The sequence below is a fragment of the Rhodohalobacter sp. genome (assembly GCF_041686455.1).
In the GTDB taxonomy this organism is placed as follows: domain Bacteria; phylum Bacteroidota; class Rhodothermia; order Balneolales; family Balneolaceae; genus Rhodohalobacter.
In genome coordinates this window covers 16229-37510 of sequence record NZ_JAWLDW010000003.1, presented here as the reverse complement: position 1 = coordinate 37510, position 21282 = coordinate 16229, and the positions used below count along the sequence as shown (strand labels likewise).

Annotated in this window: 24 protein-coding genes; 6 read left to right on the top strand and 18 right to left on the bottom strand. The window is 42.3% G+C overall.

Going from position 1 to position 21282, the window contains the following annotated elements; genetic code table 11:
* Positions 1 to 65: 65 nt before the first annotated feature.
* A complete protein-coding gene (locus ACESM0_RS00820; RefSeq protein WP_372902689.1) occupies positions 66 to 848 on the bottom strand; it encodes an SDR family NAD(P)-dependent oxidoreductase in 783 nt (260 codons plus the stop codon).
* Between the two features lie 6 nt (positions 849 to 854).
* The gene (locus ACESM0_RS00815) at positions 855 to 1040 is read right to left on the bottom strand and encodes a hypothetical protein (protein WP_372902687.1); all 186 of its coding nucleotides are present in this window, start codon (positions 1038 to 1040) and stop codon (positions 855 to 857) included.
* A gap of 175 nt (positions 1041 to 1215) precedes the next feature.
* On the opposite strand from ACESM0_RS00815, the gene ACESM0_RS00810 reads away from it, so the two are divergent.
* Positions 1216 to 1698 (top strand): OsmC family protein, encoded by a 483-nt coding sequence (locus tag ACESM0_RS00810; protein ID WP_372902685.1) that lies wholly within the window; start codon positions 1216 to 1218, stop codon positions 1696 to 1698.
* Here the strand turns inward: ACESM0_RS00810 and ACESM0_RS00805 are convergent.
* The 4 genes from ACESM0_RS00805 to ACESM0_RS00790 all read right to left on the bottom strand — a co-directional run bounded on the left by ACESM0_RS00805 (position 1693) and on the right by ACESM0_RS00790 (position 6641).
* The gene (locus tag ACESM0_RS00805; protein WP_372902683.1) at positions 1693 to 2181 is read right to left on the bottom strand and encodes a hypothetical protein; all 489 of its coding nucleotides are present in this window, start codon (positions 2179 to 2181) and stop codon (positions 1693 to 1695) included. The two genes, ACESM0_RS00810 and ACESM0_RS00805, sit on opposite strands and share 6 nt — an antisense overlap.
* 134 nt (positions 2182 to 2315) lie before the next feature.
* Positions 2316 to 5015 carry a valine--tRNA ligase gene (locus ACESM0_RS00800; RefSeq protein WP_372902681.1) on the bottom strand — a complete coding sequence of 900 codons (2700 nt, stop codon included), beginning with the start codon at positions 5013 to 5015 and terminating at the stop codon, positions 2316 to 2318.
* A gap of 97 nt (positions 5016 to 5112) precedes the next feature.
* Positions 5113 to 6432 carry a 16S rRNA (cytosine(967)-C(5))-methyltransferase RsmB gene (gene rsmB / locus ACESM0_RS00795; protein ID WP_372902679.1) on the bottom strand — a complete coding sequence of 440 codons (1320 nt, stop codon included), beginning with the start codon at positions 6430 to 6432 and terminating at the stop codon, positions 5113 to 5115.
* Positions 6433 to 6455: 23 nt separating this feature from the next.
* The gene (locus ACESM0_RS00790) at positions 6456 to 6641 is read right to left on the bottom strand and encodes a hypothetical protein (RefSeq protein ID WP_372902677.1); all 186 of its coding nucleotides are present in this window, start codon (positions 6639 to 6641) and stop codon (positions 6456 to 6458) included.
* Between ACESM0_RS00790 and ACESM0_RS00785 the strand changes: the two genes are divergently transcribed.
* The 3 genes from ACESM0_RS00785 (at position 6640) to atpC (ending at position 9005) form a co-directional block, all read left to right on the top strand.
* On the top strand, positions 6640 to 6858 hold the full coding sequence (locus ACESM0_RS00785; RefSeq protein WP_372902675.1) for a hypothetical protein: 219 nt from the start codon (positions 6640 to 6642) through the stop codon (positions 6856 to 6858). The two genes, ACESM0_RS00790 and ACESM0_RS00785, sit on opposite strands and share 2 nt — an antisense overlap.
* 246 nt (positions 6859 to 7104) lie before the next feature.
* Positions 7105 to 8592 carry a F0F1 ATP synthase subunit beta gene (atpD, locus tag ACESM0_RS00780; protein WP_372902742.1) on the top strand — a complete coding sequence of 496 codons (1488 nt, stop codon included), beginning with the start codon at positions 7105 to 7107 and terminating at the stop codon, positions 8590 to 8592.
* Between the two features lie 17 nt (positions 8593 to 8609).
* Positions 8610 to 9005, top strand: a complete 396-nt coding sequence (gene atpC, locus ACESM0_RS00775) for an ATP synthase F1 subunit epsilon (protein WP_372902673.1) — start codon at positions 8610 to 8612, stop codon at positions 9003 to 9005.
* Positions 9006 to 9066: 61 nt separating this feature from the next.
* Here the strand turns inward: atpC and ACESM0_RS00770 are convergent, their stop codons facing one another.
* Positions 9067 to 9294, bottom strand: coding sequence for an energy transducer TonB (locus ACESM0_RS00770; RefSeq protein ID WP_372902671.1), 228 nt, complete (start codon positions 9292 to 9294; stop codon positions 9067 to 9069).
* A 38-nt stretch (positions 9295 to 9332) separates the two neighbouring features.
* Complete coding sequence (locus ACESM0_RS00765) at positions 9333 to 9557, bottom strand: hypothetical protein (protein WP_372902669.1); 225 nt, start codon at positions 9555 to 9557, stop codon at positions 9333 to 9335.
* Between the two features lie 208 nt (positions 9558 to 9765).
* Here ACESM0_RS00765 and ACESM0_RS00760 point away from each other — a divergent pair, with 208 nt between their 5' ends.
* Complete coding sequence (locus ACESM0_RS00760; protein ID WP_372902667.1) at positions 9766 to 12312, top strand: zinc-dependent metalloprotease; 2547 nt, start codon at positions 9766 to 9768, stop codon at positions 12310 to 12312.
* Between the two features lie 94 nt (positions 12313 to 12406).
* Here the strand turns inward: ACESM0_RS00760 and ACESM0_RS00755 are convergent, their stop codons facing one another.
* From ACESM0_RS00755 to ACESM0_RS00725, 7 genes are all read right to left on the bottom strand, one after another.
* Positions 12407 to 13024, bottom strand: a complete 618-nt coding sequence (locus tag ACESM0_RS00755) for a GNAT family N-acetyltransferase (RefSeq protein WP_372902665.1) — start codon at positions 13022 to 13024, stop codon at positions 12407 to 12409.
* 15 nt (positions 13025 to 13039) lie between these two features.
* Complete coding sequence (locus tag ACESM0_RS00750; protein WP_372902663.1) at positions 13040 to 13681, bottom strand: class I SAM-dependent methyltransferase; 642 nt, start codon at positions 13679 to 13681, stop codon at positions 13040 to 13042.
* 54 nt (positions 13682 to 13735) lie between these two features.
* Positions 13736 to 14107, bottom strand: coding sequence for a DUF2237 family protein (locus ACESM0_RS00745; RefSeq protein WP_372902661.1), 372 nt, complete (start codon positions 14105 to 14107; stop codon positions 13736 to 13738).
* Positions 14108 to 14506: a phosphoribosyl-AMP cyclohydrolase gene (hisI, locus tag ACESM0_RS00740; protein WP_372902659.1), complete on the bottom strand. Its 399-nt coding sequence runs from the start codon at positions 14504 to 14506 to the stop codon at positions 14108 to 14110.
* 24 nt (positions 14507 to 14530) lie between these two features.
* On the bottom strand, positions 14531 to 15130 hold the full coding sequence (locus ACESM0_RS00735; RefSeq protein WP_372902657.1) for a transferase hexapeptide repeat family protein: 600 nt from the start codon (positions 15128 to 15130) through the stop codon (positions 14531 to 14533).
* A 147-nt stretch (positions 15131 to 15277) separates the two neighbouring features.
* Positions 15278 to 16486, bottom strand: a complete 1209-nt coding sequence (locus ACESM0_RS00730) for an acyl-CoA dehydrogenase (protein ID WP_372902655.1) — start codon at positions 16484 to 16486, stop codon at positions 15278 to 15280.
* A 194-nt stretch (positions 16487 to 16680) separates the two neighbouring features.
* On the bottom strand, positions 16681 to 17871 hold the full coding sequence (locus ACESM0_RS00725; protein WP_372902653.1) for an acyl-CoA dehydrogenase family protein: 1191 nt from the start codon (positions 17869 to 17871) through the stop codon (positions 16681 to 16683).
* A 234-nt stretch (positions 17872 to 18105) separates the two neighbouring features.
* Here ACESM0_RS00725 and ACESM0_RS00720 point away from each other — a divergent pair, with 234 nt between their 5' ends.
* A complete protein-coding gene (locus ACESM0_RS00720; RefSeq protein ID WP_372902651.1) occupies positions 18106 to 18432 on the top strand; it encodes a hypothetical protein in 327 nt (108 codons plus the stop codon).
* Positions 18433 to 18510: 78 nt separating this feature from the next.
* Here the strand turns inward: ACESM0_RS00720 and ACESM0_RS00715 are convergent, their stop codons facing one another.
* From ACESM0_RS00715 to ACESM0_RS00705, 3 genes are all read right to left on the bottom strand, one after another.
* A complete protein-coding gene (locus ACESM0_RS00715; protein WP_372902649.1) occupies positions 18511 to 18813 on the bottom strand; it encodes a ferredoxin family protein in 303 nt (100 codons plus the stop codon).
* Between the two features lie 79 nt (positions 18814 to 18892).
* Positions 18893 to 20218: an FAD-dependent oxidoreductase gene (locus ACESM0_RS00710; protein ID WP_372902647.1), complete on the bottom strand. Its 1326-nt coding sequence runs from the start codon at positions 20216 to 20218 to the stop codon at positions 18893 to 18895.
* 82 nt (positions 20219 to 20300) lie between these two features.
* Entirely contained in the window at positions 20301 to 21278 is a 978-nt protein-coding gene (locus ACESM0_RS00705) for an electron transfer flavoprotein subunit alpha/FixB family protein (protein ID WP_372902645.1), read from the bottom strand.
* Positions 21279 to 21282 lie beyond the last annotated feature (4 nt).

Here is a 21282-nt window from a genome sequence, read left to right as displayed (position 1 = left end):
ACTTCAATTTATCTACGTTGGCAGTTCGATAATATTATATCGAAAATGTTGCTTCTAAAACTGATTTATTCTCTCTCCTGAATTTTTCTGACTATAGCTGTCACCCATCTGCGTGGAAAATATTTTATAATGTTTGCCATAATTTTATTCACCACCCCATAAATGGCCACGCGTTTTCTATTCACCATAAGTGCATTGAATCCGTATTTTGCTACTTCTGCAGATGACGGCATAGAAAACCGGTCCATCAGTTTCGATTTCTCCATATTGGCGGTTTCCTGAAATTCAGACTGAGTAGGGCCTGGACAGAGAGCTGTAACCGTAATATCATGTTCTGCGACCTCATTAGCGAGTGCCTCACTAAAAGCAAGGACATAGTGTTTTGTTGCGTAATATACACTCATTAAAGGGCCGGGTTGAAAAGCAGCGGTAGAAGCAACATTCATGATTTTTCCACTTCCGTTTTCGATCATACCGGGCAGAAACAGATGAGTCAAGTGTGTGAGTGATTTGACATTCAGATCTATCATGGTTGCTGTTTTGGCCCAATCGGCTTCTGAAAAAAAGCCGTAGTCACCAATTCCGGCATTGTTAATCAAAACCTCAATCTGAAGATCTTGATTTTCACAAAATTTAAAGAGAGTATCCGGAGCATCAGCTTTTGATAGGTCGGCTGCAAATATGTGTACACTGACAGAATGGGCATTTTCTAACTCTCCTTTCAGAATCATCAAACGTTCTTCACGCCGAGCCACTAAGATCAGATTAAAGCCTTCGCCGGCAAAAATCTTTCCCATTTCAAAACCGATGCCGCTGGATGCTCCGGTGATTAATGCATATTTACTCATCTACTGTTATTCGCCTTTATATTTGTAGATCGTCCAAGCAGTGAGTCCCAGTAATACTGTAGCAGAACCCACTAAAAGTGCTAAATTTACATCTCTCTGAATACGTTCGGCACGATTAAGGTATTCGGAACCAATTCCTTTTTCAGCGATTAGTTTTTCCAACTCTTCCCTAGATAAATCCTTAAGCTTCATAATTAAACTCCTTTGATTTTTTATTTTAGAAAATTAAGTGATCTGTTTAGTCACTTAATACTATAACATACAGTAATTTGAGAGAGTTCAACTCTTTCATTTGAAATTCAGAATTTAAATGGATCAAAAATTATAATTGCTGAGAAAAATTTACAGTTCAATTCATTAAGACATTATGCCTATTTACAAAGCAGGGATACAATGGAAAAGAAATGGTGCCAGGTTTCTGGATCATAAATATCAGAGAACGCACACATGGACGTTTGATAATGGTCTCAGATTGAAAGCTGCCGCTTCACCACATATAGTCGGGGGTGCTTTTACAGACCCTTCAGTTGTTGATCCTGAAGAAGCTTTTACAGCTTCTGTAGCGAGTTGTCACATGTTATGGTTTTTATCGTTTGCAGCCGGCAGTGGATTTGTGGTAAACAAATACTCGGACCATTCTGAAGGAACGCTCGAGAAGAATGGTGAAGGGAATTTGGCTATGACCAAAGTACTTATACAACCGGTGGTAACATTTGAAGCAGAAAATGCTCCCAGTCAGGATAATTTTCTCAAATTACATCAGGAAGCACACCGAAAATGCTTTATAGCGAATTCGATAAAATCTGATATAGAAATATCACCAAAGATGGAAACAGACCAGAATTTATGAGGCGGAATCTAAACCATTAACACCGGCAACTTTTAAACTCAGCAGTAGTGAAATACCGTAGCTGAAATGCATGATTACGCCGGCCAGTAATATTTTTCCGGGGAACCAGGTATTCATATAAAATAATCCAAATGAATCTCCGGCTGCCGATGATACTAGCGGGCCAACAACGGCACCTGAGAATATTGATATCATAATTCCGAAAATTATTCCCTGGATGAACCAATTTCCGGGAATCCGGTTTTGTAAAAATACAACCCAGAAAAGAGCCATCAATATTCCACCAATAATGTATGCTGTATTTGCCCATGAGATTGAGTAGACTTCCGCTCCATGAACATGATTCAGGCTTTGATCTATCAGATAGGCAATATCAATAGTTGGTAAACCTAATCCGGCCTGAAGAAAGGAGACCATAGCCATGATAAAAGTTGCGATGAAACCGCAAATAACGGTGCGCCAGAATGTTTTTGAACTAATCATAGATTACTCTCGTAAGTGATTAAACTGGTTTAAGTTGCGACAGATGAAAAAGAACAACCGCATTTGGTAAAATGATGAAAGTTTAGGAGATCCCGAAATTTATTACAAAAAAAAACGAGGTGTAAATCTTAGCTCTATCCTTTAAACTCTTCCAGCTGTTTTTTCAGCTTTTCAAGATTGGTCTCGGTATCCGCTTTTTTGTGTTTCTCTTTTTCAACAACCTCATCCGGCGCATTATTGACAAAACCTTTGTTGGAAAGCTTTTTCTCAACACCTTTCAGAAATCCTTCCAGCCGATCAATCTCTTTTTGGATTCGTTTGCGCTCTTTATCCAAGTCGATTAACCCTTCGAGAGGCACATAAATTTCTGAACCGGCAACAACGGATGCGGCTGATGCATTTGGTTTATCAGCATTAACATCAAATGTGATTGATTCAACAGGCAGAAGTTTTCGGTAAATCCACTCTGCACTCTTCAACTGTCCGGTAAGTTCATCACTTTTTGGTTTGATGATGATATTCAAGTCAGCATTAGGCGACAGATTCATCTCCGCCTGAATATTCCGAACTGACGAAATCTGATCCTGCACGGTTTTGAAAAGAGAGACGGAGTTTTCATATGCTTCACCCTGAGTTTCAGGCCAGGAGCTAATGGTCAGTGCCTCTTCTTTAGATCGCTCCTGAATTCGCTGCCAGATCTCTTCTGTGATGAACGGCATGAATGGATGAAGCATTTTCATCAGTATTTCAAAGAAACCGAGTGCTCTCTCCAGATTCTCTTTTGGCATGTTTTTGCCGTATTCATCCGATTTACAGACCTCGATATACCAATCGCAGAAATCATCCCAAACCAGAGAATAGATTTTTTTCAGAGCTTCATTAAGGCGATACTTTGAAAAATCATCTTCCATTTCACTCAACGTGGATTGGATACGGCCCATCATCCATTTGTCGGCCACGTTCTTCTGATCAATCTCGGTAGTTGGTGAATATTCAACTCCTTTTTCCATATTCATGGTAAGGAATCGGTATGCGTTCCAGATCTTATTGGAGAAATTTCGTCCCTGCTCACAGAGTGATTCATCAAACAGCAGGTCGTTTCCTGCAGGAGAGGCAAATAGCATTCCCACACGGGTTCCGTCGGCACCATATTTCTCAATCAGCTTCAGAGGGTCGGGTGAATTACCTAGAGATTTAGACATCTTTCGGCGCTGTTCATCCCGAACAATACCGTGGTAGTAGACGTTACTGAACGGTTTTTCGTCGGTGAACGCAAAACCGGCCATAATCATCCGTGCCACCCAGAAAAACATGATTTCGGGCGCTGTTACCAGATCCTGAGTAGGATAGTAGTACTCGAGTTCTTGGTTTGCTTTTTTGTTTTTGATGAACTCCGGGTCAAAAACGGACATTGGCCAGAGCCATGAAGAAAACCATGTATCCAACACATCTTCGTCTTGTTTGATATCGGTTTCCGTTAAACCTGAATTTCCTGATTTTTCTTTGGCTTTCTCTAGAGCTACTTCAGCAGTTCTGGCAATCACATACTCCTCTTCACCGTCTCCATAGTACCAGGCAGGAATTCGATGTCCCCACCAAAGCTGACGGGATATGCACCAGTCACGGATGTTTTCCACCCAGTGCTTGTAGCTATTTTTGAATTTGGAAGGATGAAACTGAATTTCATCGTTCATTACATTATCCAGAGCCGGTTTACTGAGTTCGTCCATTTTGCAGAACCACTGAAGGGAGAGTCGCGGTTCTATAACGGCATCCGTTCGCTCGGAGTAACCGACCTTGTTGGCTATCTCTTCAACCTTAACCAGCAGCTTCTGCTCTTCAAGGTCTTGGATAATCAGCTTGCGCGCCTCAAAGCGATCTTTGCCAATGTAGTGACCTGCAACATCAGCAACGGTTCCGTCTGCATTTAGCATGTCCACGATTTCAAGATCGTGTTTTACACCAATTTCATAGTCATTCTGGTCGTGAGCCGGTGTGATTTTCAGACAACCGGTACCATACTCTTTATCAACATATTCATCTGCAATGATTTCCACTTCACGGTTCACCATTGGGATGATAGCTTTTTTGCCTACCAGGTGCGTGTAGCGGTCATCGTCCGGGTTTACACAGACAGCTGTATCCGCCAGAATAGTTTCGGGCCGGGTAGTGGCAATCGTTATAAATTCATCAGAATCCTTAATCGGGTATCGAACGTGGTAGAGCTTGGACTGAACTTCCTTATGAATCACCTCTTCATCACTCAAGGCAGTTTGAGCTGCCGGATCCCAGTTTACCATTCGCTGACCGCGATAGATAAAGCCACGTTCATAAAGTTCGATAAAGCAGTCGATCACCGATTCATAGAGCTCATCTTCCAGTGTGAACCGGGTACGCTGCCAATCGCAGGAGGCACCTAATTTTCGGAGTTGCTGTAGAATGATTCCGCCGTGTTCGTCCGTCCAGTCCCAGGCGTGTTTTAAAAATTCATCGCGGGATAGATCACTCTTTTTGATTCCTTCTTTGCGAAGTTTTTGCACTACCTTTGCTTCCGTTGCAATCGAGGCGTGATCGGTTCCGGGAACCCAGCAGGTGTTATATCCCCGCATTCGGGCTCGGCGCACCAGTACATCCTGGATCGTGTTGTTGAGCATATGGCCCATGTGGAGAACACCGGTCACATTGGGAGGAGGGATCACAACTGTAAATGATTCACGATCGTCGGGCTCAGAGTGGAAGTAATTATTTTCTTCCCAGAAGGAGTACCACTTATCTTCCGATTCAGTGGGATCGTAATGCTTGGGGAGGTCTTGAAAGTTGTCAGATGAACTCATAAAAAGATTTTCATTCAGGTAACATAGTTTCACAAAAAAGGAGAATACAGAACGAATTGTTCTGTATTCTGAATTAAGTCTACACTAAAAAAACTGTTTATTTTACTCGGACCATTCGAACGCCGAAATGTCCGTCACATCCATGTTTGTGAGGGAATGTCTGGTAAGCATAGCCATCTTCGACAAGAACCTCTTCAGGCAGAAACTCATCCAGCTTTTCGAGCTCATAGTTGTCATACTTTTCAAGGAATTTCTGAATCTGTTCCCAGTTCTCTTCCGGCTCCAATGAGCAGGTGCTGTAGACAAGGCGCCCGCCGCGTTTCACATGGTTGCCTGCTTCATCAAGAAGTTCTTCCTGAAGTTTAACGGAGTTTTCCAATTCCTCTTTGGTGCGTTTCCACCTCAGATCAGCTCGTTTGCTCAGTACTCCTGTTCCGGTGCATGGAGCGTCTAAAAGTACACCATCGGCCAGCTTAAGATTTAACTCACGAACATCATCCTGACGAATTTTGATGTTCTCTGCATTGTAGTTCAGGGCATTTTCAGCAAGCAGTTCAAGCCTGCCGGGATTGATGTCTACAGCTACAATGCTGCCTTCTGCATTCATCATGTCTGACATTACGATACTCTTGGTTCCCGGTGCTGCACAGAGATCGTAAATGGTTTCGTCCGGTTCCGGCTCAACAATTGTTGGAGCAAAACCTGCGGCAATATCCTGGACGAGACAGATTCCTTTTTTCAGAAGGTCTTTTGCAATAAAAGGGGCTACACTATCTACTTTAAAATATCCGGGCAGCCAGTCGCTCTCCTCAAACTCGATATCGAGTTTCTCCATGCGGAGTTTAAAATTATCAGTTTTGGTACGAAGGTTATTCGCACGAACGTAGTAATTTGGTCGGGTGTTGTTGGCTTGCATCAATTGGAAAGCCTCACGCTCACCAAATCTTTTTACCCAGCGTTCTACCATCCACTCAGGGTGTGAAAAAGTTGTTGCAATAAGTTTTGTTCTGTCTTCAAAGGCAGGTTTGGGCAGACTTTCAATATCACGCTGGATGTTTCGTAGAATGGCATTGACTAAATCTCCGGCCTTTGAGCCGAGTTTGAGCTTAGCCAGATCAACTGATTCGTTGATAGCAGCATAGTCGGGTGTGCTATCCATAAAGAGCATTTCATAAAGTCCGAGGCGTAAAATGTTCTTCAAAGAGAACTTCATTTCCTCTAGCGAAATACTGGAATAATTTCCGATGATAAAGTCAAGGTAACTCCGCTTACGTAGAATGTTTTGAACATACTCCCGAACCTGAGCCCGCTCCCTCGATTCCAGATCGTTGGCCACTGAATAGTCGAGGTTTTTTGTTTCATCAAATTTTTCAAGTAGTTCAATACTGACTGATCGCGCTGTAAGTTCCGTATCCAATGGTTTTTCCCGGTTTTATAAATTCAAATTTCAACAATTCGAAGCCGAATATGATCGGTAAGGAGTCGAATTTTAAAGAGTCTTAAAGATAGTAGATTGTGATACTTTTTGCTAATGGTTGATCCCGATAAAATTGAATCCGGCCTTTCCGTAATAATCCAAAGTTTCTGAGTACTTTCGGTAATAGAAAATATGGTACGGTTATCCATGAGCGCCTTTTCACAATTTGAGATTTGGACATTCTTCACCGGGCTGGGAATATTTCTCTTCGGTATGCATATGATGAAAGAGTCTATACGGATTCTGGGTGGCGCTGCATTTAAAACCATTATTCATTTAAAAACCTACCGTAACCCTGTTCTAGGGGTTTTAGCGAAGTATTTAGTACGGCAATTCTACAGAGCAGTTCTACAGTATCACCGATAGTGTAGGTACTTGGCGGAACGGGAAGAAAAGTTGATTTCTGCCTTAAACGATGATGAAAAAAGAATAGTGAATAAAAATATTAATAGATGTGATTGCACTTTGATTTTTGAGTGAGAAGTGGGTAACTTTTTGAGCTTTCACGGGGAAGGTAAAAGCCGATCAGATTTCGGCACTCCTGCACCGCTCGAAAGAAGAAGTAAAACAGTTTACAACACGCGTAAAGACATAAAAAACGATTATAATCGAATGAATAAAGGAACTGTAGCACAAGTTATTGGCCCGGTAGTAGACGTTGATTTTGGTAAAGGAGAGCTTCCCAAAGTAATGAGCGCACTCTACATAGAACGCGAAGACAAAACAAAACTCTATTTAGAGGTTGCTCAACATCTCGGAGAAAGCAGAGTAAGAACCATTGCGATGGACTCCACGGATGGCCTTGTTCGAAATATGGATGTTATTGATACAGGTGGTCCACTCTCTATGCCTATTGGTGAAGATATTCGTGGCCGTCTGTTTAATGTTGTTGGTGAAGCCATTGATGGTATTGAACAGCCTGAAGGTGAAAGGAGATATCCTATTCACCGTGAAGCTCCCAAATTTGAAGATCTGGCTACAAGTAGCGAGATGCTTGAGACCGGTATTAAGGTGATTGACCTTCTCTGTCCTTACGCAAAGGGTGGTAAAATTGGTCTTTTTGGTGGTGCCGGTGTAGGTAAAACGGTATTGATTCAGGAGCTGATTAATAATATCGCCAAGCAGCACGGTGGACTTTCCGTATTTGCCGGCGTTGGTGAACGTACACGTGAGGGGAATGATCTTCTTCGTGAGTTCCTCGAGTCAGGAGTAATTAAGTACGGCGACGAATTTATCGAATCCATGGAGAAAGGGGAGTGGGACCTTTCTAAAGTAGACAAAGAGAAATTGAAAGAGTCTCAGGCTACATTGGTATTTGGCCAGATGAACGAACCACCGGGAGCCCGTGCTCGGGTTGCACTTTCCGGTTTGACTGTTGCGGAGTATTTCCGTGATGAGGTTTCCAAAGATATTCTACTCTTTATTGACAATATTTTCCGATTTACCCAGGCGGGTTCTGAGGTATCAGCGCTGCTGGGACGTATGCCTTCAGCTGTAGGTTACCAGCCAACCCTGGCTAGTGAAATGGGTGATCTTCAGGAGCGCATTACTTCAACTAAAGATGGATCTATTACATCAGTTCAGGCGATTTACGTACCTGCGGATGACTTGACTGACCCTGCTCCGGCTACAACGTTTTCTCACCTGGATGCTACAACAGTATTGAGTCGTGCATTGACACAGATAGGTATCTATCCGGCTGTTGATCCGCTTGATTCTACATCTCGAATTCTGGATCCAAAAGTTGTTGGTGATGATCACTATGATACTGCACAGGAAGTGAAAGAGATTCTTCAGAAGTACAAAGATCTTCAGGATATCATTGCTATTCTGGGTATGGATGAACTTTCAGACGAAGATAAGACTGTTGTAAGCCGTGCCCGTAGAGTACAACGTTTCCTCAGTCAGCCATTCTTTGTAGCTGAGCAGTTTACCGGCCAGAGTGGTGAGTATGTGAAGATTGATGACACTATTAAAGGATTTAAAATGATCCTTGAGGGAGATCTGGATCATCTTCCAGAGAACTCCTTTCACTTAGTCGGTACGATTGAACAGGCTCAGGAGAAAGGTGAAAAACTTCTTGCTGAATCAGAAGAATAATTAAACCGGAGAAAACCGTGTCCAATACTTTTCAAGCACAACTATTGACACCTGAAGGTTCACTGTATGAAGGTGAGGTTGAGGGTGTACAGGTTCCCGGAAAAAGCGGTAATTTTTTAATGCTCTTTAATCACGCACCGATTGTATCATCACTTGGTGTGGGTCGCATCATTATAAAAAAACCGGACAGCAGCGAAACCATTTATGCTGTGAGTGGTGGTTTTGTAGAGATGAATGATAACAACTTGACCATACTGGCCGAAAAGGCTGAAGAAGCATCTGAAATTGATGTCGACGAGGCTAAAAAATTACGCGAGGATGCCAAAGAGCGATTAAAAGATGTGAAGAACGATCGCGAAAAAGCTGAAAAAGATCTGGCAATTGCTGATAATAAGCTGAAAGTTGCCCAGTAACTTTTTATTCAGTTAAAAAATTAAAAACCCCGATTTGTGAATGCAGATCGGGGTTTTTTGTTTAAAATTTAACAGGTAATCCAAATACTGTTGAAACAGGAGCTCCATTCACTTTTCCGGGTGTGAATTGCGTTGCTCTTATCGTAATTTCAACCAGTTCAGCGCACTCATTTGGCTCTTCAATGTAATTATTCATTTTTGATATAATTCCATTCTCATTCACGATGAAGCGGTAAAGAACACTCTCACCATCTAATTTATCACAATCTTCAGATGGATTGTTAGCCACTGTCTTTGAAATGCGTAATTGAAGATCTCGTAAACCGTTCACTGCGGAAGGAAACTCATCAACGATGTTCCATACTTCATTGTAACTATTTTCATCAATCCAACTATAGGAATCTGCCTTTCCGGATTTTCTTCAATAGATTGAGCAATGGTGTACGGTTCTGGGATTGCAGGACGATTCTCTTTGTTGGGACTAGTTTCAGTTGATTTGCAAGCTGTTCCAAAAAGGATGAATGAGAAAGTGAGTAGTATCAGCTGTTTCATATTTTAAGATGATATTAATTAAATAATTTAGTCAAATAATGTTAAATGAAAAGTCACCTTTTTGTGATGTTTTGAAACCGGAATCTTTTTATTGCGTCAAATGATTTGAATTAGAATAAATAGTAAAATTTAAATCATCAATAGTATTGATTTCCGCTACTTTAGATATATTATCTGACCATAAACGATAACTGACATCTTTTTAATTATGATTAAAGCTACAGTATCAAAAATTTTAATTACACCTCTCTTGGTTTTTGTGTTGGCAAGCTGTGCAGCAACTCAACAGACTGCCCCGGCAGAATCAAATGGAGGTCAACAGAAAGAAACTATAGACTTTGATAAGGCTGTGGATAAAAGCTTAGCCTACGAAGGATTATTTACGATCTATCAGGATACAACCGATGGTTCTACTAAAATGGCTATCCATAAAGATCAGCTCGATAAGGAATTTATCTACTTTGGAATGTCGCAGGATGGTGTGCTGGAAGCAGGCCACTTCAGAGGAAATTTCAGGGACAATAAGATTGTAAAGGTCAGACGATATTTTGATAAAATTGAGTTTGTACATGTAAATAATCGCTATTGGTTTGATGAGGAGAGTCCGCTGAGTCGCGCTTCGAATGCAAATATTTCAGATGCACTTCTTTTTAGCGGTAAGATTACAGCTGAGGATGATACATCAGGAATGTTGCTCATAGATGCTGATCCATTGTTTTTATCCGAAAGTCTGCATCAAATCAAACCGAGCCCCAATCCGTTTAGCGGCCCGGGACAATATTCAATTGGTAATCTAAGCCGTGAGAAAAGTAAGTACACCGCTATTAAAAGCTATCCGAAGAATTCAGATATTTTGGTGGAATATGTGTATGAATCTCAATACCCAACAGGTTCAACCAGCGAAGCAGTAACGGACGGAAGATCCGTCAAGATTGCCTTTCAGCATACGTTTATTGAAATGCCTGAAAATGAATTTGAACCGAGATTTGCGGATCCGAGAGTGGGTTATTTTACAACTTTGATGGATGATCAGGTGAGTACAAACCCAACTCCTTATCGGGATTTAGTCCACCGATGGAATTTGGTCAAAAAAGATCCAAACGCTGAAATATCAGAACCTGTAGAACCGATTGTCTGGTGGATTGAAAATACTACACCGCATGAATTCAGGGAAACCATAAAAGAAGCTACACTGGCCTGGAATGAAGCATTTGAAGCCGCCGGGTTCAGAAATGCAATTGAGGTAAAAGTACAACCCGATGACGCTGAATGGGAAGCAGGAGATATTCGATATAATGTTTTACGGTGGACATCTTCCCCGATTCCACCGTTTGGCGGTTACGGGCCAAGTTTTGTCAATCCACGCACCGGTCAAATTCTGGGATCAGATATTATGCTGGAGTGGGGATTTTTCAGAAATCGTATGTTCGAAGAAGATATTCTTGCTTCAGGCCTAAATACCGAGATGCCAATCCATGAGGCGATGGATGAAAAGTTTTGTACTTACGGGCAACATTTTTCTCAGAACAACCAATTTGGAATGAGCGCACTGAGTTTGCTGGATGCCCCCGAAGAAGAGCTGGAAGGATTTCAGAAAGAGGCGATGACCATGTTAATTTTACACGAACTGGGCCACACATTTGGACTCAACCACAACATGCAAGCCAGTACGTTGCACTCCCCGGAGGATATTCATAATGAGGAGCTGGCGAATACATTAGGCTTGACCGGTTCAGTGATGGACTACTCATCCGTGAACGTGAACAGAGACCTTGATAATCAAGGACGATACTACGACACCAAACCCGGCCCTTACGATATCTGGGCGATTGAATTTGGTTATAAACCTGAACTAGATGATGAGAATGAAAGAGAGTCTCACCTCGAAAGGTCGACTGATCCTGAGCTCGCATTTGGTAATGATGCGGATGATATGAGAAGTCCCGGTAAGGCGATTGACCCTCGTATAATGGTCGGAGATATGTCATCAGATCCGGTCGCTTATGGCGTGGAGCGAATCGAGATGACTAAGGAACTGATGGATGGACTTCTTGAGAAGTTCGGTACCCGTGAAGGGCAGTCGTACCAGGAGCTTCGCAACGCATTTATGTCTATAATGGGACAACAGCGAACACAAACCGGTGTATTTTCCCGTCAAATCGGAGGTGTTTACCGCGATCGAGCTTTTATCGGTCAGAAGGGAGGAGATATACCTTTCAGACCGGTTCAGGTAGAAGAGCAGAAAGAGGCGATGACCTATTTGGATCAATATCTGTTTGCACCGGATGCATTCAGCACTTCTCATGAAGTTTATAATTATCTCCAGATTCAGCGACGTGGTTTTAATTTCTTCTCAATGTCGGAAGATCCAAAGATTCATGATTTAGCACTTGGCATGCAGTCAAATGTGTTGAATCATCTGATGCATCCGAATACGATGAAGAGAATCACCGATTCTCGAACCTATGGTAATACCTACACGGTGGCAGAGGTGGTGGGAGATTTAACAAGTGCAACATTCAATGCTGATGCCGGAGGAAATGTGAACACATTCAGGCAGAATTTACAGATTGAATATGTGAACCGTTTGATCTCAATGCTTGAAAGTGATAGCCACGACCATATTGCCAAGTCTGCTGCGCTCTATAACTTGCAAAACATCCGTTCTATGATGGATAACAAGGGATCTGTTAATGAAGAGACCAGAGCACATGCAGCTCATATTACAACAGCAATTGATAAAGCCCTGGATTAAATCAAATCAAAAAAGCTGAGTTGAATTTTTAAAAATTAAACTTGGCTTATAAGATTTGTGATTAGAGCCCTGCAGTAGTGCGGGGCTTTTTTTATTAAAACTCTTTTACGAAATGAGATTCTTTTCTGTCAAAACCTACCTTTTTCAGATAGTTATTATGATCTTCATTGCCCGTAGGCGTCACTATTTTACGAATTCCGTCCTTTTTTAACTCTTCTCTATTTTTTTCAAACAGAAAGCTACCGATTTTAAAATCACGATAGCTTGGAATTACAAAATCAAGATCCATTTCCAAAGTGCCGTCATCTTTCAAGTTGCCAATAACTAACCCGGCCGGCACCATATCACTCAGCACAAAAACAACGTAGTTATAAGATTTTTCGAAAGAGAATTCAGGCTGGTATGTTTTGATATGATCTCGGTAAAATTCTAAAAATTTGGCCAGATAGTTACTCTCGTCATTAGATCTGAGAAGTTGGAAATAGTGATCGTACCGGTAAATTTTTACCAGGTAGTAAATATTTACCAGAACAATAAATGCATTCATTAGTGCTACCGGCCAGGCATTGATCAGTATACCATATACTGTAAAGGTTAGAGAACCGAGCAGATTAATAATTCGCAGTTTGACGATAGCGCTCATCATCAGAGAGATAGCTACCAGCAGCGAAGCCAGATAGCCAATAATTTCATAAATAACGGCTTCTTCCATGATGTAATTTATTTATCAGTTTGAATGTTTTTCTAAAATAACAGTGCGTTCACCGAAAATTTCAAGTGTAGATCCATAATATTCGGCCATCCATTGAAACGTCCTTTCAGAATAGAAAGTAACATGTGTGTCATCTTTTCGATAGTGCCAATCCGGAAATTCATCAAGAGAGGGGACAATTTTAGTCATGATTCCCAAAAAACCGCCGGCCTTCAGGCATGACCAAAGCAGGTCGAACTCTTTTCTTGGATTAAAAAGGTGTTCCGCTGTTTCCGTAGTGGTAATGAAATCATATTGATGGTCAAAGACAGATTGGTCAGGAGCGTAGAATGGATCGTAAATATTTACTCTATGTCCATCTTCTTCGAACATAACACTTAGAGTAGGGCCCGGGCCTGACCCAAAATCGAGTCCAAGGCTATTAGGTGAAAGCTTTTCACTTAGTGGTTTGTATAGCTGACTTAAGAAATTTCGATACCGCTCATCCGCAGGATCATTTTCGTGTAAGTCGTACCTACTTTTTTCTTCATCAGGATCGAGCCGCTGTCCGGGTTTTACGAATATAAGATCACAGTTCGTGCAATGCAGATAGTCGTAACCGTCGGCCTCGCAAAAATCTTCTGCCTTCTTTGAAAGACACAGAATGCAGTTATTCATGATAAATGATGAATATTCAAGATTATTCGGGATTGATTCCGGTGGGCAGTGAGATTACTTGGTGTGAGCATATTCCAGAAGCTGATCCATAGTCACAAAATCCAGTACTTTTTCGTTGGTAGCTTCGAGATCGATCGTAGGTGCAACTCCTGCATCATAGGCTTCTTTCCATCGCAGCGCACACAAACACCATTTATCACCGGCTTTCAGTCCGGGGAAGCTATACTGTGGCATGGGTGTTTTTAAAGGATTGCCCATCTCCATGGAAAAATCTAAAAATTCATCGGTCATGATCGCACAAACCAAATGTCGCCCGGAGTCCTGTGGACCTGTGTGGCAGCAGCCGTCACGATAAAATCCGGTTAGTGGTTTTTTACTGCACTCTTTTAATGGTTGGCCAAATATATTTTTTGCTGATTTCTGCATCTATTTTTCCAGAAAAGTTAGTTCTTTACTATCCGGATTCAGAGATCTGTAAAAGCATGATTTCCGATGAACGCCCAACTTATTCTTGGTATGACAGACTCCATCACCTTCCAATCTTACTTTATAGACTAAAGCGTCCTGATCGCAATCAACCAAAATCTCATCGATCCAGATGGTATTCCCCGATGTTTCTCCTTTTACCCAGAGTTTATTTCGGCTGGTGCTCCAGAACGTGGCCTTTTTGGTTTCAAGGGTTCGATCTACAGCCTCTCTATTTACGGAAGCGATCATTAAGATATCGCCGGTTTCGGATTCCTGAACGACCACGGGCAAAAGTCCGCCTCGCTTGTCAAATTGAAGGTTGAACTGGTTGCTTTCTTCTATTTCAGAATTATTCATAAATAATTGGTGGTATGATTCCGATCAGTGATTGTCTTTTTTATCTCCCCATGTTGTATAATCGCCCGATTGATCTACCCGATCTTTGGGTACTTCTCGAAGAGGCTCACACTCACTAAGTGTATCGTATAGCTGTTTGGGCAGTCGCTGATACCAAGCGGTACCTTCCGTTTTCCATTTGGCCATTTCGTCGGTAACGTCCTTAACGATCTTGGCAGGGTTTCCAACCACAACCTTTCGATCCGGAATTTCCATTCCTTCTTTAATGAATGCAAGCGCACCGACGATACACTCTTTCCCGACGATCACATTATCCATCACTACCGCATTCATTCCAACCAAGGAATTCTCCCCGATAGTGGCTCCATGAATTATGGCACCATGACCGATATGTGCTGATTTTTTCAATGTAACCGTTACACCCGGAAACATATGAATGGTGCAGTTTTCCTGAACATTACATCCATCTTCAATCACAATTTTCCCCCAGTCGCCCCGGATGGCAGCTCCAGGCCCGATGTAGACATCTTTTCCGATAATTACATTTCCGGTTACTGCCGCCAAAGGGTGGATGTAGGCAGATTCATCAATTACCGGTTTGTAACCGTTAAATTCGTAGATCATGTGTCTTGGTTTGCAGAAATGTAGAACATGTCAGCGTGCCGAAAGCATTCGGTACCTGACAGCGTTATTTTTCGGTAATATCTTAGTAAATATATCACGCTAACAGGTCCGTCAGTTTACGGACGCTGTCAGGTGAATATTCAAAATTTAACTGTTTCCTTTTGGAGTAAAAGACTGAATCCCAGTAATTTCTCTTCCCAGGATTAGTCCGTGGATGTCGTATGTTCCTTCGTAGGTGTTTACAGACTCCAGGTTAACCATGTGGTGAATGACTCTGTACTCACCGGTAATTCCGTTCCCACCGTGCATATCACGCGCGACCCGTGCAATATCCAATGCTTTGCCCACATTATTTCGCTTGGCAAGGGATGTCATGGCATGGTGATCCCGCCCCTCATCTTTTAATTTCCCAAGCCGAAGTGCCAATAGCTGCATGGATGTTATTTCAGTCAGCATGTTGGCCAGCTTCGTTTGCGGTAATTGGTTGGCTGCAATCGGGTGACCAAACTGCTTACGGTCCAATACATACTGTCGTGCTTTCTGATAGCAAAACTCAGCAGCACCTACAGCACCCCAGGCAATTCCGTAACGTGCGCTATTCAGACACATAAATGGACCTTTCAGTCCGCGGATATCGGGAAATACATTTTCATCAGGGACAAACACATCTTCAAAAACCATCTCTCCGGTGGAAGATGCCCTTAAACTCATTTTGTATTTGGTAGCCGGGCAGGAGTAACCCTCCATGCCTTTTTCAACGATAAAACCACGGATAACCGGTTTGTCATCTTTATGCTCTTTGGCTTTTGCCCAAACAATTCCCACATCCGAAATGGGGGAGTTGGTAATCCACATTTTGGCTCCGTTCAGAATCCATCCGCCGTCTGTTTTAACAGCTGTTGTAACCATCGACCCGGGATCTGAACCGTGATCCGGCTCGGTCAACCCAAAACATCCGATGATTTCACCGGAAGCAAGTCTTGGCAGGAAACGCTCTTTCTGCTCTTCGGTTCCAAATTGGGAGATGGGATACATCACCAGGGAAGATTGAACAGACATAAAAGATCGGTAACCGGAATCGACGCGTTCAACTTCACGAGCTACGAGTCCATAAGCCGTCTGGCTGGCACCGACTCCGCCATATTTGGGATCAGTAGTTGCTCCAAGAAGCCCAAGATCGCCCATTTCTTTGGCGATATCCATATCAAAAATTTCTTCCTGATTTCCTTTAAGTGCACGCGGTTCCAGTTTGGTTTGGGCATACTCGCGGGCAGTCTCCATGATCATTTTGTCATCTTCGTTCAACTCAGATTCGAAGAGGTATGCGTCGTCTATGTTAAATTGTGAATTTCCCATGTTGGTAGATGATTAAAAGTCGGGTTTTGTTTTCTATATACGTTGCAATGTAATGAATTCAGTGTGGCAAATCATTCACGTAAATAAATTTTTGGAATAAATTATCTGAATCACTGATCGTGAAAACCAGATATAATTAGAGTCGTATTTCCTTCGAAATGCGACTCTATATTAAATCAATTGGCCGTTATAAATTAGCTGTTATAGCCCAGCTCATTTTTAATTTCACGGGCCAGGATCAACCGTTGAATTTCAGAGGTTCCCTCACCGATGGTCATCAGTTTCGAATCACGCAAAAATCTCTCAACGTGATACTCTTTGGTGTAACCGTAACCGCCATGAATCTGGATCGCATCAAGTGAAGCTCGTTCTGAAAGTTCAGAAGCGAATAGTTTCGCCATTGAAGCTTCTTTCGTGTATGGACGTCCCTGATCTTTCAACCAGGCAGCTCTGTGAACTAAAAGTCGCGCAGCATCAATCTCAACGGCCATGTTAACCATTTTATGTTCGATAGCCTGAAAGTCACCGATTGAGCGACCAAACTGCTTACGCTGCTTGGCGTATTTCATAGACTCTTCGAGTGCACCGCGGGCAATCCCAACGGATAGGGCACCGATTCCAATTCGTCCGCCATCCAATACCTTCATAGTATCGACAAACCCTCTTCCCAATTCACCAAGTAGATTGTCTTCAGGTACTCTTACATTTTCAAGCACAACCTCGGCGGTATCGGATGAGTTCATGCCTAACTTATGCATCGGTTCACCGGGTTTTACGCCGTCCATCTCGCGCTCAACAATAAAAGCACTGATCCCTTTGGTACCCTTGTCAGGGTCAGTTTTTGCAAGCACTACATATGTACTGCCTACGGTAGCCTGAGTTATAAAAGTTTTCGCACCATTGATGACCCATTCGTTTCCTTCTTTCACAGCAATGGTTTTCATATCAGAGGAGTCACTTCCCGATCCCGGTTCGGTAAGACACCATGCTCCCAGTTTTTCACCTTGAGCAAGGGGAGTGAGATATTTTTTCTTCTGTGCATCATTTCCTGCAAGTGCAATGTGGCCACTACCCAAGGATGTGTGAGAAGCTACTGTTAGAGCAAGGGATGCATCCCAGCGCGCTATCTCTTCCAGTGCAAGGCAAAAACTTACAGTGTCAAAACCGGCGCCGCCATATTTCTCTTCATGGTATATGCCGAGTAAACCCTGATCGGCAAGCATTTTAATAATGTCGTGTGGAAATTTTTTATTGGTGTCACGTTCAATCACTCCCGGAGCTATATGCCGATTGGCAAAATCGCGAACAGTATCGCGAATCATGGCTTGATCTTCAGTCAGATCAAATGATAGTGAGGATGATTTTTCAAGTACGTCTAGTGTCATTTTTAAATAGTTTTATTTTTTGGTACCGCTTCCAAAAGGTAACGATTTTTTGCCTGTTTTCATTTATGCGGTTTCAAATTTTTACGTGAAGGAAAGGGCTATTTTCGGATAAGATAGCTCATCTGCCAAAGTACCTGTGGCTCAATTGGTAATGAAATTTAAAAGAATGGAACAATGTGATCTGAGAAATGTTTATAACTATGACTGCAATACTAATTTAATACCACACATATTATGTTTACTAAAAAAACATCTCTTCTAATTGCACTTTTTCTTTTTGTAGGGGTGAGTTGTTCATCGCCGGGAAGTCTGACTTCTGAAGAGATTACCAATGTAGCCGGAGTAGTTATGACAGCAGATTATGAACGAGTAGCCAACGCAGAACTGCACTTTACTGCAGATGATCTTCGTACTACCACAACAGAAGATGGAACTTTTGTTATGAATGAAGTAAGTGTAGGTACACAAACCGTTTCAATTAATTCAGAATCGCACGGTACTGTTGAGAAAGAGGTAGATATTGTAAATAAAGGAACCAGACTTGAATTTAAACTTGATTAACAATATCGCAGGATTATAATCAAAAAAGGCTCTCCGGAATAAATTTCGGAGAGCCTTTTTTATGTGCTTAAGATTTGTTTAACCAAAATTCCATGTCACGCCACGACCAATTTCAGGATCGGGAAATTCCCAACTTACTGCTCCCTGATCACATGCGAACATACATGTACCACACTCTATACAGTCTTCCACCTGAAAGTGGACTTTCCCATCTTCGTCTTTTGTATAGCAGTTTGCAGGGCAAACGTACGTCGTACAATGATGCGGACAAGTTGAGTTGCATATATCTGTTTCAACCTTAATATGAGGTTTGATCTCAGATTTTGCCTGGTTACGATAGCTTACCAATCCAAGTCGTTCGGGTAAAGTCAGGAGTTTCATGGCTTTGAATTATTTTAAAACTTGTTCGTATTATAAAAAATTTGAAAATTTCTCACGTCTCACGTCTCACGTCTCACGTCTAGAGGGCTTTCGCTCCTTTTGCTCCAATCTTAACGAGATCCCAGTAAGAAGCGTGCTTTTTCACTGAATCGCTAAACATATTTCTTGCTTTCTTTGTGGGTTCATTTTTGATGCTAAAGAAATTCCGTCCGAAATCGCAGATCAGATTTGGCATCTTATCGACCATAAACGGATCGTGCAACAGATGAACAGCATCCTGAAAGTTGTTGATGTCTTTCATTACATAGCTATCTTCCAACGTATCCTGATATGCTTTCATTGCAGATTCTCCAAAATCGCCTTTCTCTTTCGCTTTTGTGATGGCTTCGGCTGCCAATATTCCGGACCGCATCGCATAATCCATTCCCTGTATGGCTTTCCCGGCATTCATCAGCAGGTTGGCTGCTTCACCGCAAACCGTCAATCCGGCTTTGTAAAGCTTTTCAGGCATCACACGCTTATCACCGGATGACACGACGTGAGCAGAATATTCCACAACTTCCCCGCCCCGAATCATATCAGCAACGGCAGGATGTTTTTTGAAGTGATTCAGAATATCGTACGGAGTTTGTTCTTTTTCACGTAGATCTTTCAATCCCAGAACCAATCCGATTGAGACGGTATCTTTATTCGTGTAGAGAAATCCGCCGCCTTCAACGCCGTTTGTTGCGTGCCCGACAAATTCGTTACTCATTCCGCTTCGGCCATTTAACTGAAAACGGTTCTCAAGAACATCCTGATCAAAACGGATAATCTCTTTCACTCCGGTTAGCATGTGATCGGCCGGGACGTATTTATCCTGAAGTCCGACCTGACGAGTCAGAAGGTTGTTAACACCTTCAGCTAAAATAACTGAATCTGCATAAAATTTATCTTCACCGGTTCGAATTCCTACAACTTTTCCGTCCTCTTCCAATACTTCCTCAACAAGGATGTTGGGTGCAACAAAAGAGTCCATGGCATAATCACTTTCAGCAATAGCTTTTTCCACTTTGCCGGCAAGCCATTTGTCAAACTTGGATCGAAGCACTACTACGCCGTTATATGGGGCTTCATTAAAGTGAGATGATTTAAAATCAACGGAGAATGATGACTGCTCATCCATAAAGGTAAGTCTGCGGTGGTTGATAAACCGATCCCAGCCGGCATCTTCCTCTTCCCAGTAATTGGGAACCAGCTTGTTTAGATCACTGCCCCATAAAACTCCGCCGGATACATTCTTAGACCCGGGAAATTCACCCTTTTCAATAAGGAGGAATTTCATGTTGTTTTTGGCGAGCGTCATGGCAGCGGCAAGTCCGGCCACACCGGCGCCGACGATGATACAATCAAATTTTTCGTCCATAGTGATTTAGTCGTGAGTCTTGATATGTGAGTCTTGAGATGAGGGTTAAGGTCCCTCACGACTCAAGAATCTAATCTCATATCTAATTCTGTTTGATTTTTTTCAGTTCTTCGATGAATGGAGGCAGGATTTTATAAAGGTCACCAACCAGGCCGTAGTCTGCAATATCAAAAATAGGGGCGTCAGGATCTTTATTGATGGCTACAATCACTTTACTGTTTGCCATACCAGCAACGTGTTGAATTGCTCCTGAAATGGCAACTCCAATGTAAAGCTGAGGCGAGACCACTTTTCCGGTCTGACCAATTTGAAGGCTTGGGTCGTAATCGCCTGCTTCTGTTAATGCTCGTGAAGCACCGATTCCGGCGTTCAGTATGGAAGCAAGTTCAGAGATCATATTTCGTCCCTCTTCATCTTTCACTCCGCGACCGGCAGCTACAACAGCTTCTGCTTCCGAGAGATCAACACGATCAGAAGATGAGCTGATAATTTCTTTGAGGGTAATTCGAAGCTCATCATCGTTGAAATTGAAATCAATAGCTTCTATAGACGCATCGCTTGATTTTTCTACAGCATCATAAGAACCGGATCGAACAGATATAATAACCGGACTGCCTGTTGCTTCTACAGCTGAAATAATTTTTGATGCCATAACCGGACGTTTGCCTTTAACCCCGTTCTCGGTCAACTCAAATTCTGACATATCACTAAGTGCTGCAGCTTCTTTATTTGCTGCAAGCGCTCCTAATACATCCTTAGAACTTTCCGTTGATGGGAAGGCAACCAGTTGTGGCTGAATGTGGTCTAAAGCAGTAGATAGTGCTTTCAGAACCGGAGTGTTCAAGTGATTTTTAAAAATCGGATTTTCAATGGTGTATATTGTATCTGGGCCGTATTCTTTAAGCTTTTCCGCAATGTCTGATGCATTTGCATCGATAACCAGTGCAGCAGATTTTAAGCCGTTATCAGCTGCCAGCTCATTACATCTTGATAGGACCTCAAGAGAAGATCGTTTTATTTTACCGTCGTTTACAGAGATGACTGTTAAAAGAGTACTCATGAAT

What these genes read in the sequence shown, in the direction of transcription:
- ACESM0_RS00705 (WP_372902645.1), bottom strand. Translation starts at nt 21,278, where the DNA reads ATGAGTACTCTTTTAACAGTCATCTCTGTAAACGACGGTAAAATAAAA.
- ACESM0_RS00750 (WP_372902663.1), bottom strand. Translation starts at nt 13,681, where the DNA reads ATGAATAACTGCATTCTGTGTCTTTCAAAGAAGGCAGAAGATTTTTGC.
- ACESM0_RS00800 (WP_372902681.1), bottom strand. Translation starts at nt 5,015, where the DNA reads ATGAGTTCATCTGACAACTTTCAAGACCTCCCCAAGCATTACGATCCC.
- atpD (WP_372902742.1), top strand. Translation starts at nt 7,105, where the DNA reads ATGAATAAAGGAACTGTAGCACAAGTTATTGGCCCGGTAGTAGACGTT.
- hisI (WP_372902659.1), bottom strand. Translation starts at nt 14,506, where the DNA reads ATGAATAATTCTGAAATAGAAGAAAGCAACCAGTTCAACCTTCAATTT.
- ACESM0_RS00785 (WP_372902675.1), top strand. Translation starts at nt 6,640, where the DNA reads ATGAGCGCCTTTTCACAATTTGAGATTTGGACATTCTTCACCGGGCTG.
- ACESM0_RS00735 (WP_372902657.1), bottom strand. Translation starts at nt 15,130, where the DNA reads ATGATCTACGAATTTAACGGTTACAAACCGGTAATTGATGAATCTGCC.
- ACESM0_RS00755 (WP_372902665.1), bottom strand. Translation starts at nt 13,024, where the DNA reads ATGGAAGAAGCCGTTATTTATGAAATTATTGGCTATCTGGCTTCGCTG.
- ACESM0_RS00765 (WP_372902669.1), bottom strand. Translation starts at nt 9,557, where the DNA reads ATGAAACAGCTGATACTACTCACTTTCTCATTCATCCTTTTTGGAACA.
- ACESM0_RS00820 (WP_372902689.1), bottom strand. Translation starts at nt 848, where the DNA reads ATGAGTAAATATGCATTAATCACCGGAGCATCCAGCGGCATCGGTTTT.
- ACESM0_RS00745 (WP_372902661.1), bottom strand. Translation starts at nt 14,107, where the DNA reads ATGCAGAAATCAGCAAAAAATATATTTGGCCAACCATTAAAAGAGTGC.
- ACESM0_RS00790 (WP_372902677.1), bottom strand. Translation starts at nt 6,641, where the DNA reads ATGGATAACCGTACCATATTTTCTATTACCGAAAGTACTCAGAAACTT.
- ACESM0_RS00720 (WP_372902651.1), top strand. Translation starts at nt 18,106, where the DNA reads ATGTTTACTAAAAAAACATCTCTTCTAATTGCACTTTTTCTTTTTGTA.
- ACESM0_RS00805 (WP_372902683.1), bottom strand. Translation starts at nt 2,181, where the DNA reads ATGATTAGTTCAAAAACATTCTGGCGCACCGTTATTTGCGGTTTCATC.
- ACESM0_RS00725 (WP_372902653.1), bottom strand. Translation starts at nt 17,871, where the DNA reads ATGACACTAGACGTACTTGAAAAATCATCCTCACTATCATTTGATCTG.
- ACESM0_RS00710 (WP_372902647.1), bottom strand. Translation starts at nt 20,218, where the DNA reads ATGGACGAAAAATTTGATTGTATCATCGTCGGCGCCGGTGTGGCCGGA.
- ACESM0_RS00715 (WP_372902649.1), bottom strand. Translation starts at nt 18,813, where the DNA reads ATGAAACTCCTGACTTTACCCGAACGACTTGGATTGGTAAGCTATCGT.
- ACESM0_RS00815 (WP_372902687.1), bottom strand. Translation starts at nt 1,040, where the DNA reads ATGAAGCTTAAGGATTTATCTAGGGAAGAGTTGGAAAAACTAATCGCT.
- ACESM0_RS00810 (WP_372902685.1), top strand. Translation starts at nt 1,216, where the DNA reads ATGCCTATTTACAAAGCAGGGATACAATGGAAAAGAAATGGTGCCAGG.
- ACESM0_RS00760 (WP_372902667.1), top strand. Translation starts at nt 9,766, where the DNA reads ATGATTAAAGCTACAGTATCAAAAATTTTAATTACACCTCTCTTGGTT.
- ACESM0_RS00730 (WP_372902655.1), bottom strand. Translation starts at nt 16,486, where the DNA reads ATGGGAAATTCACAATTTAACATAGACGACGCATACCTCTTCGAATCT.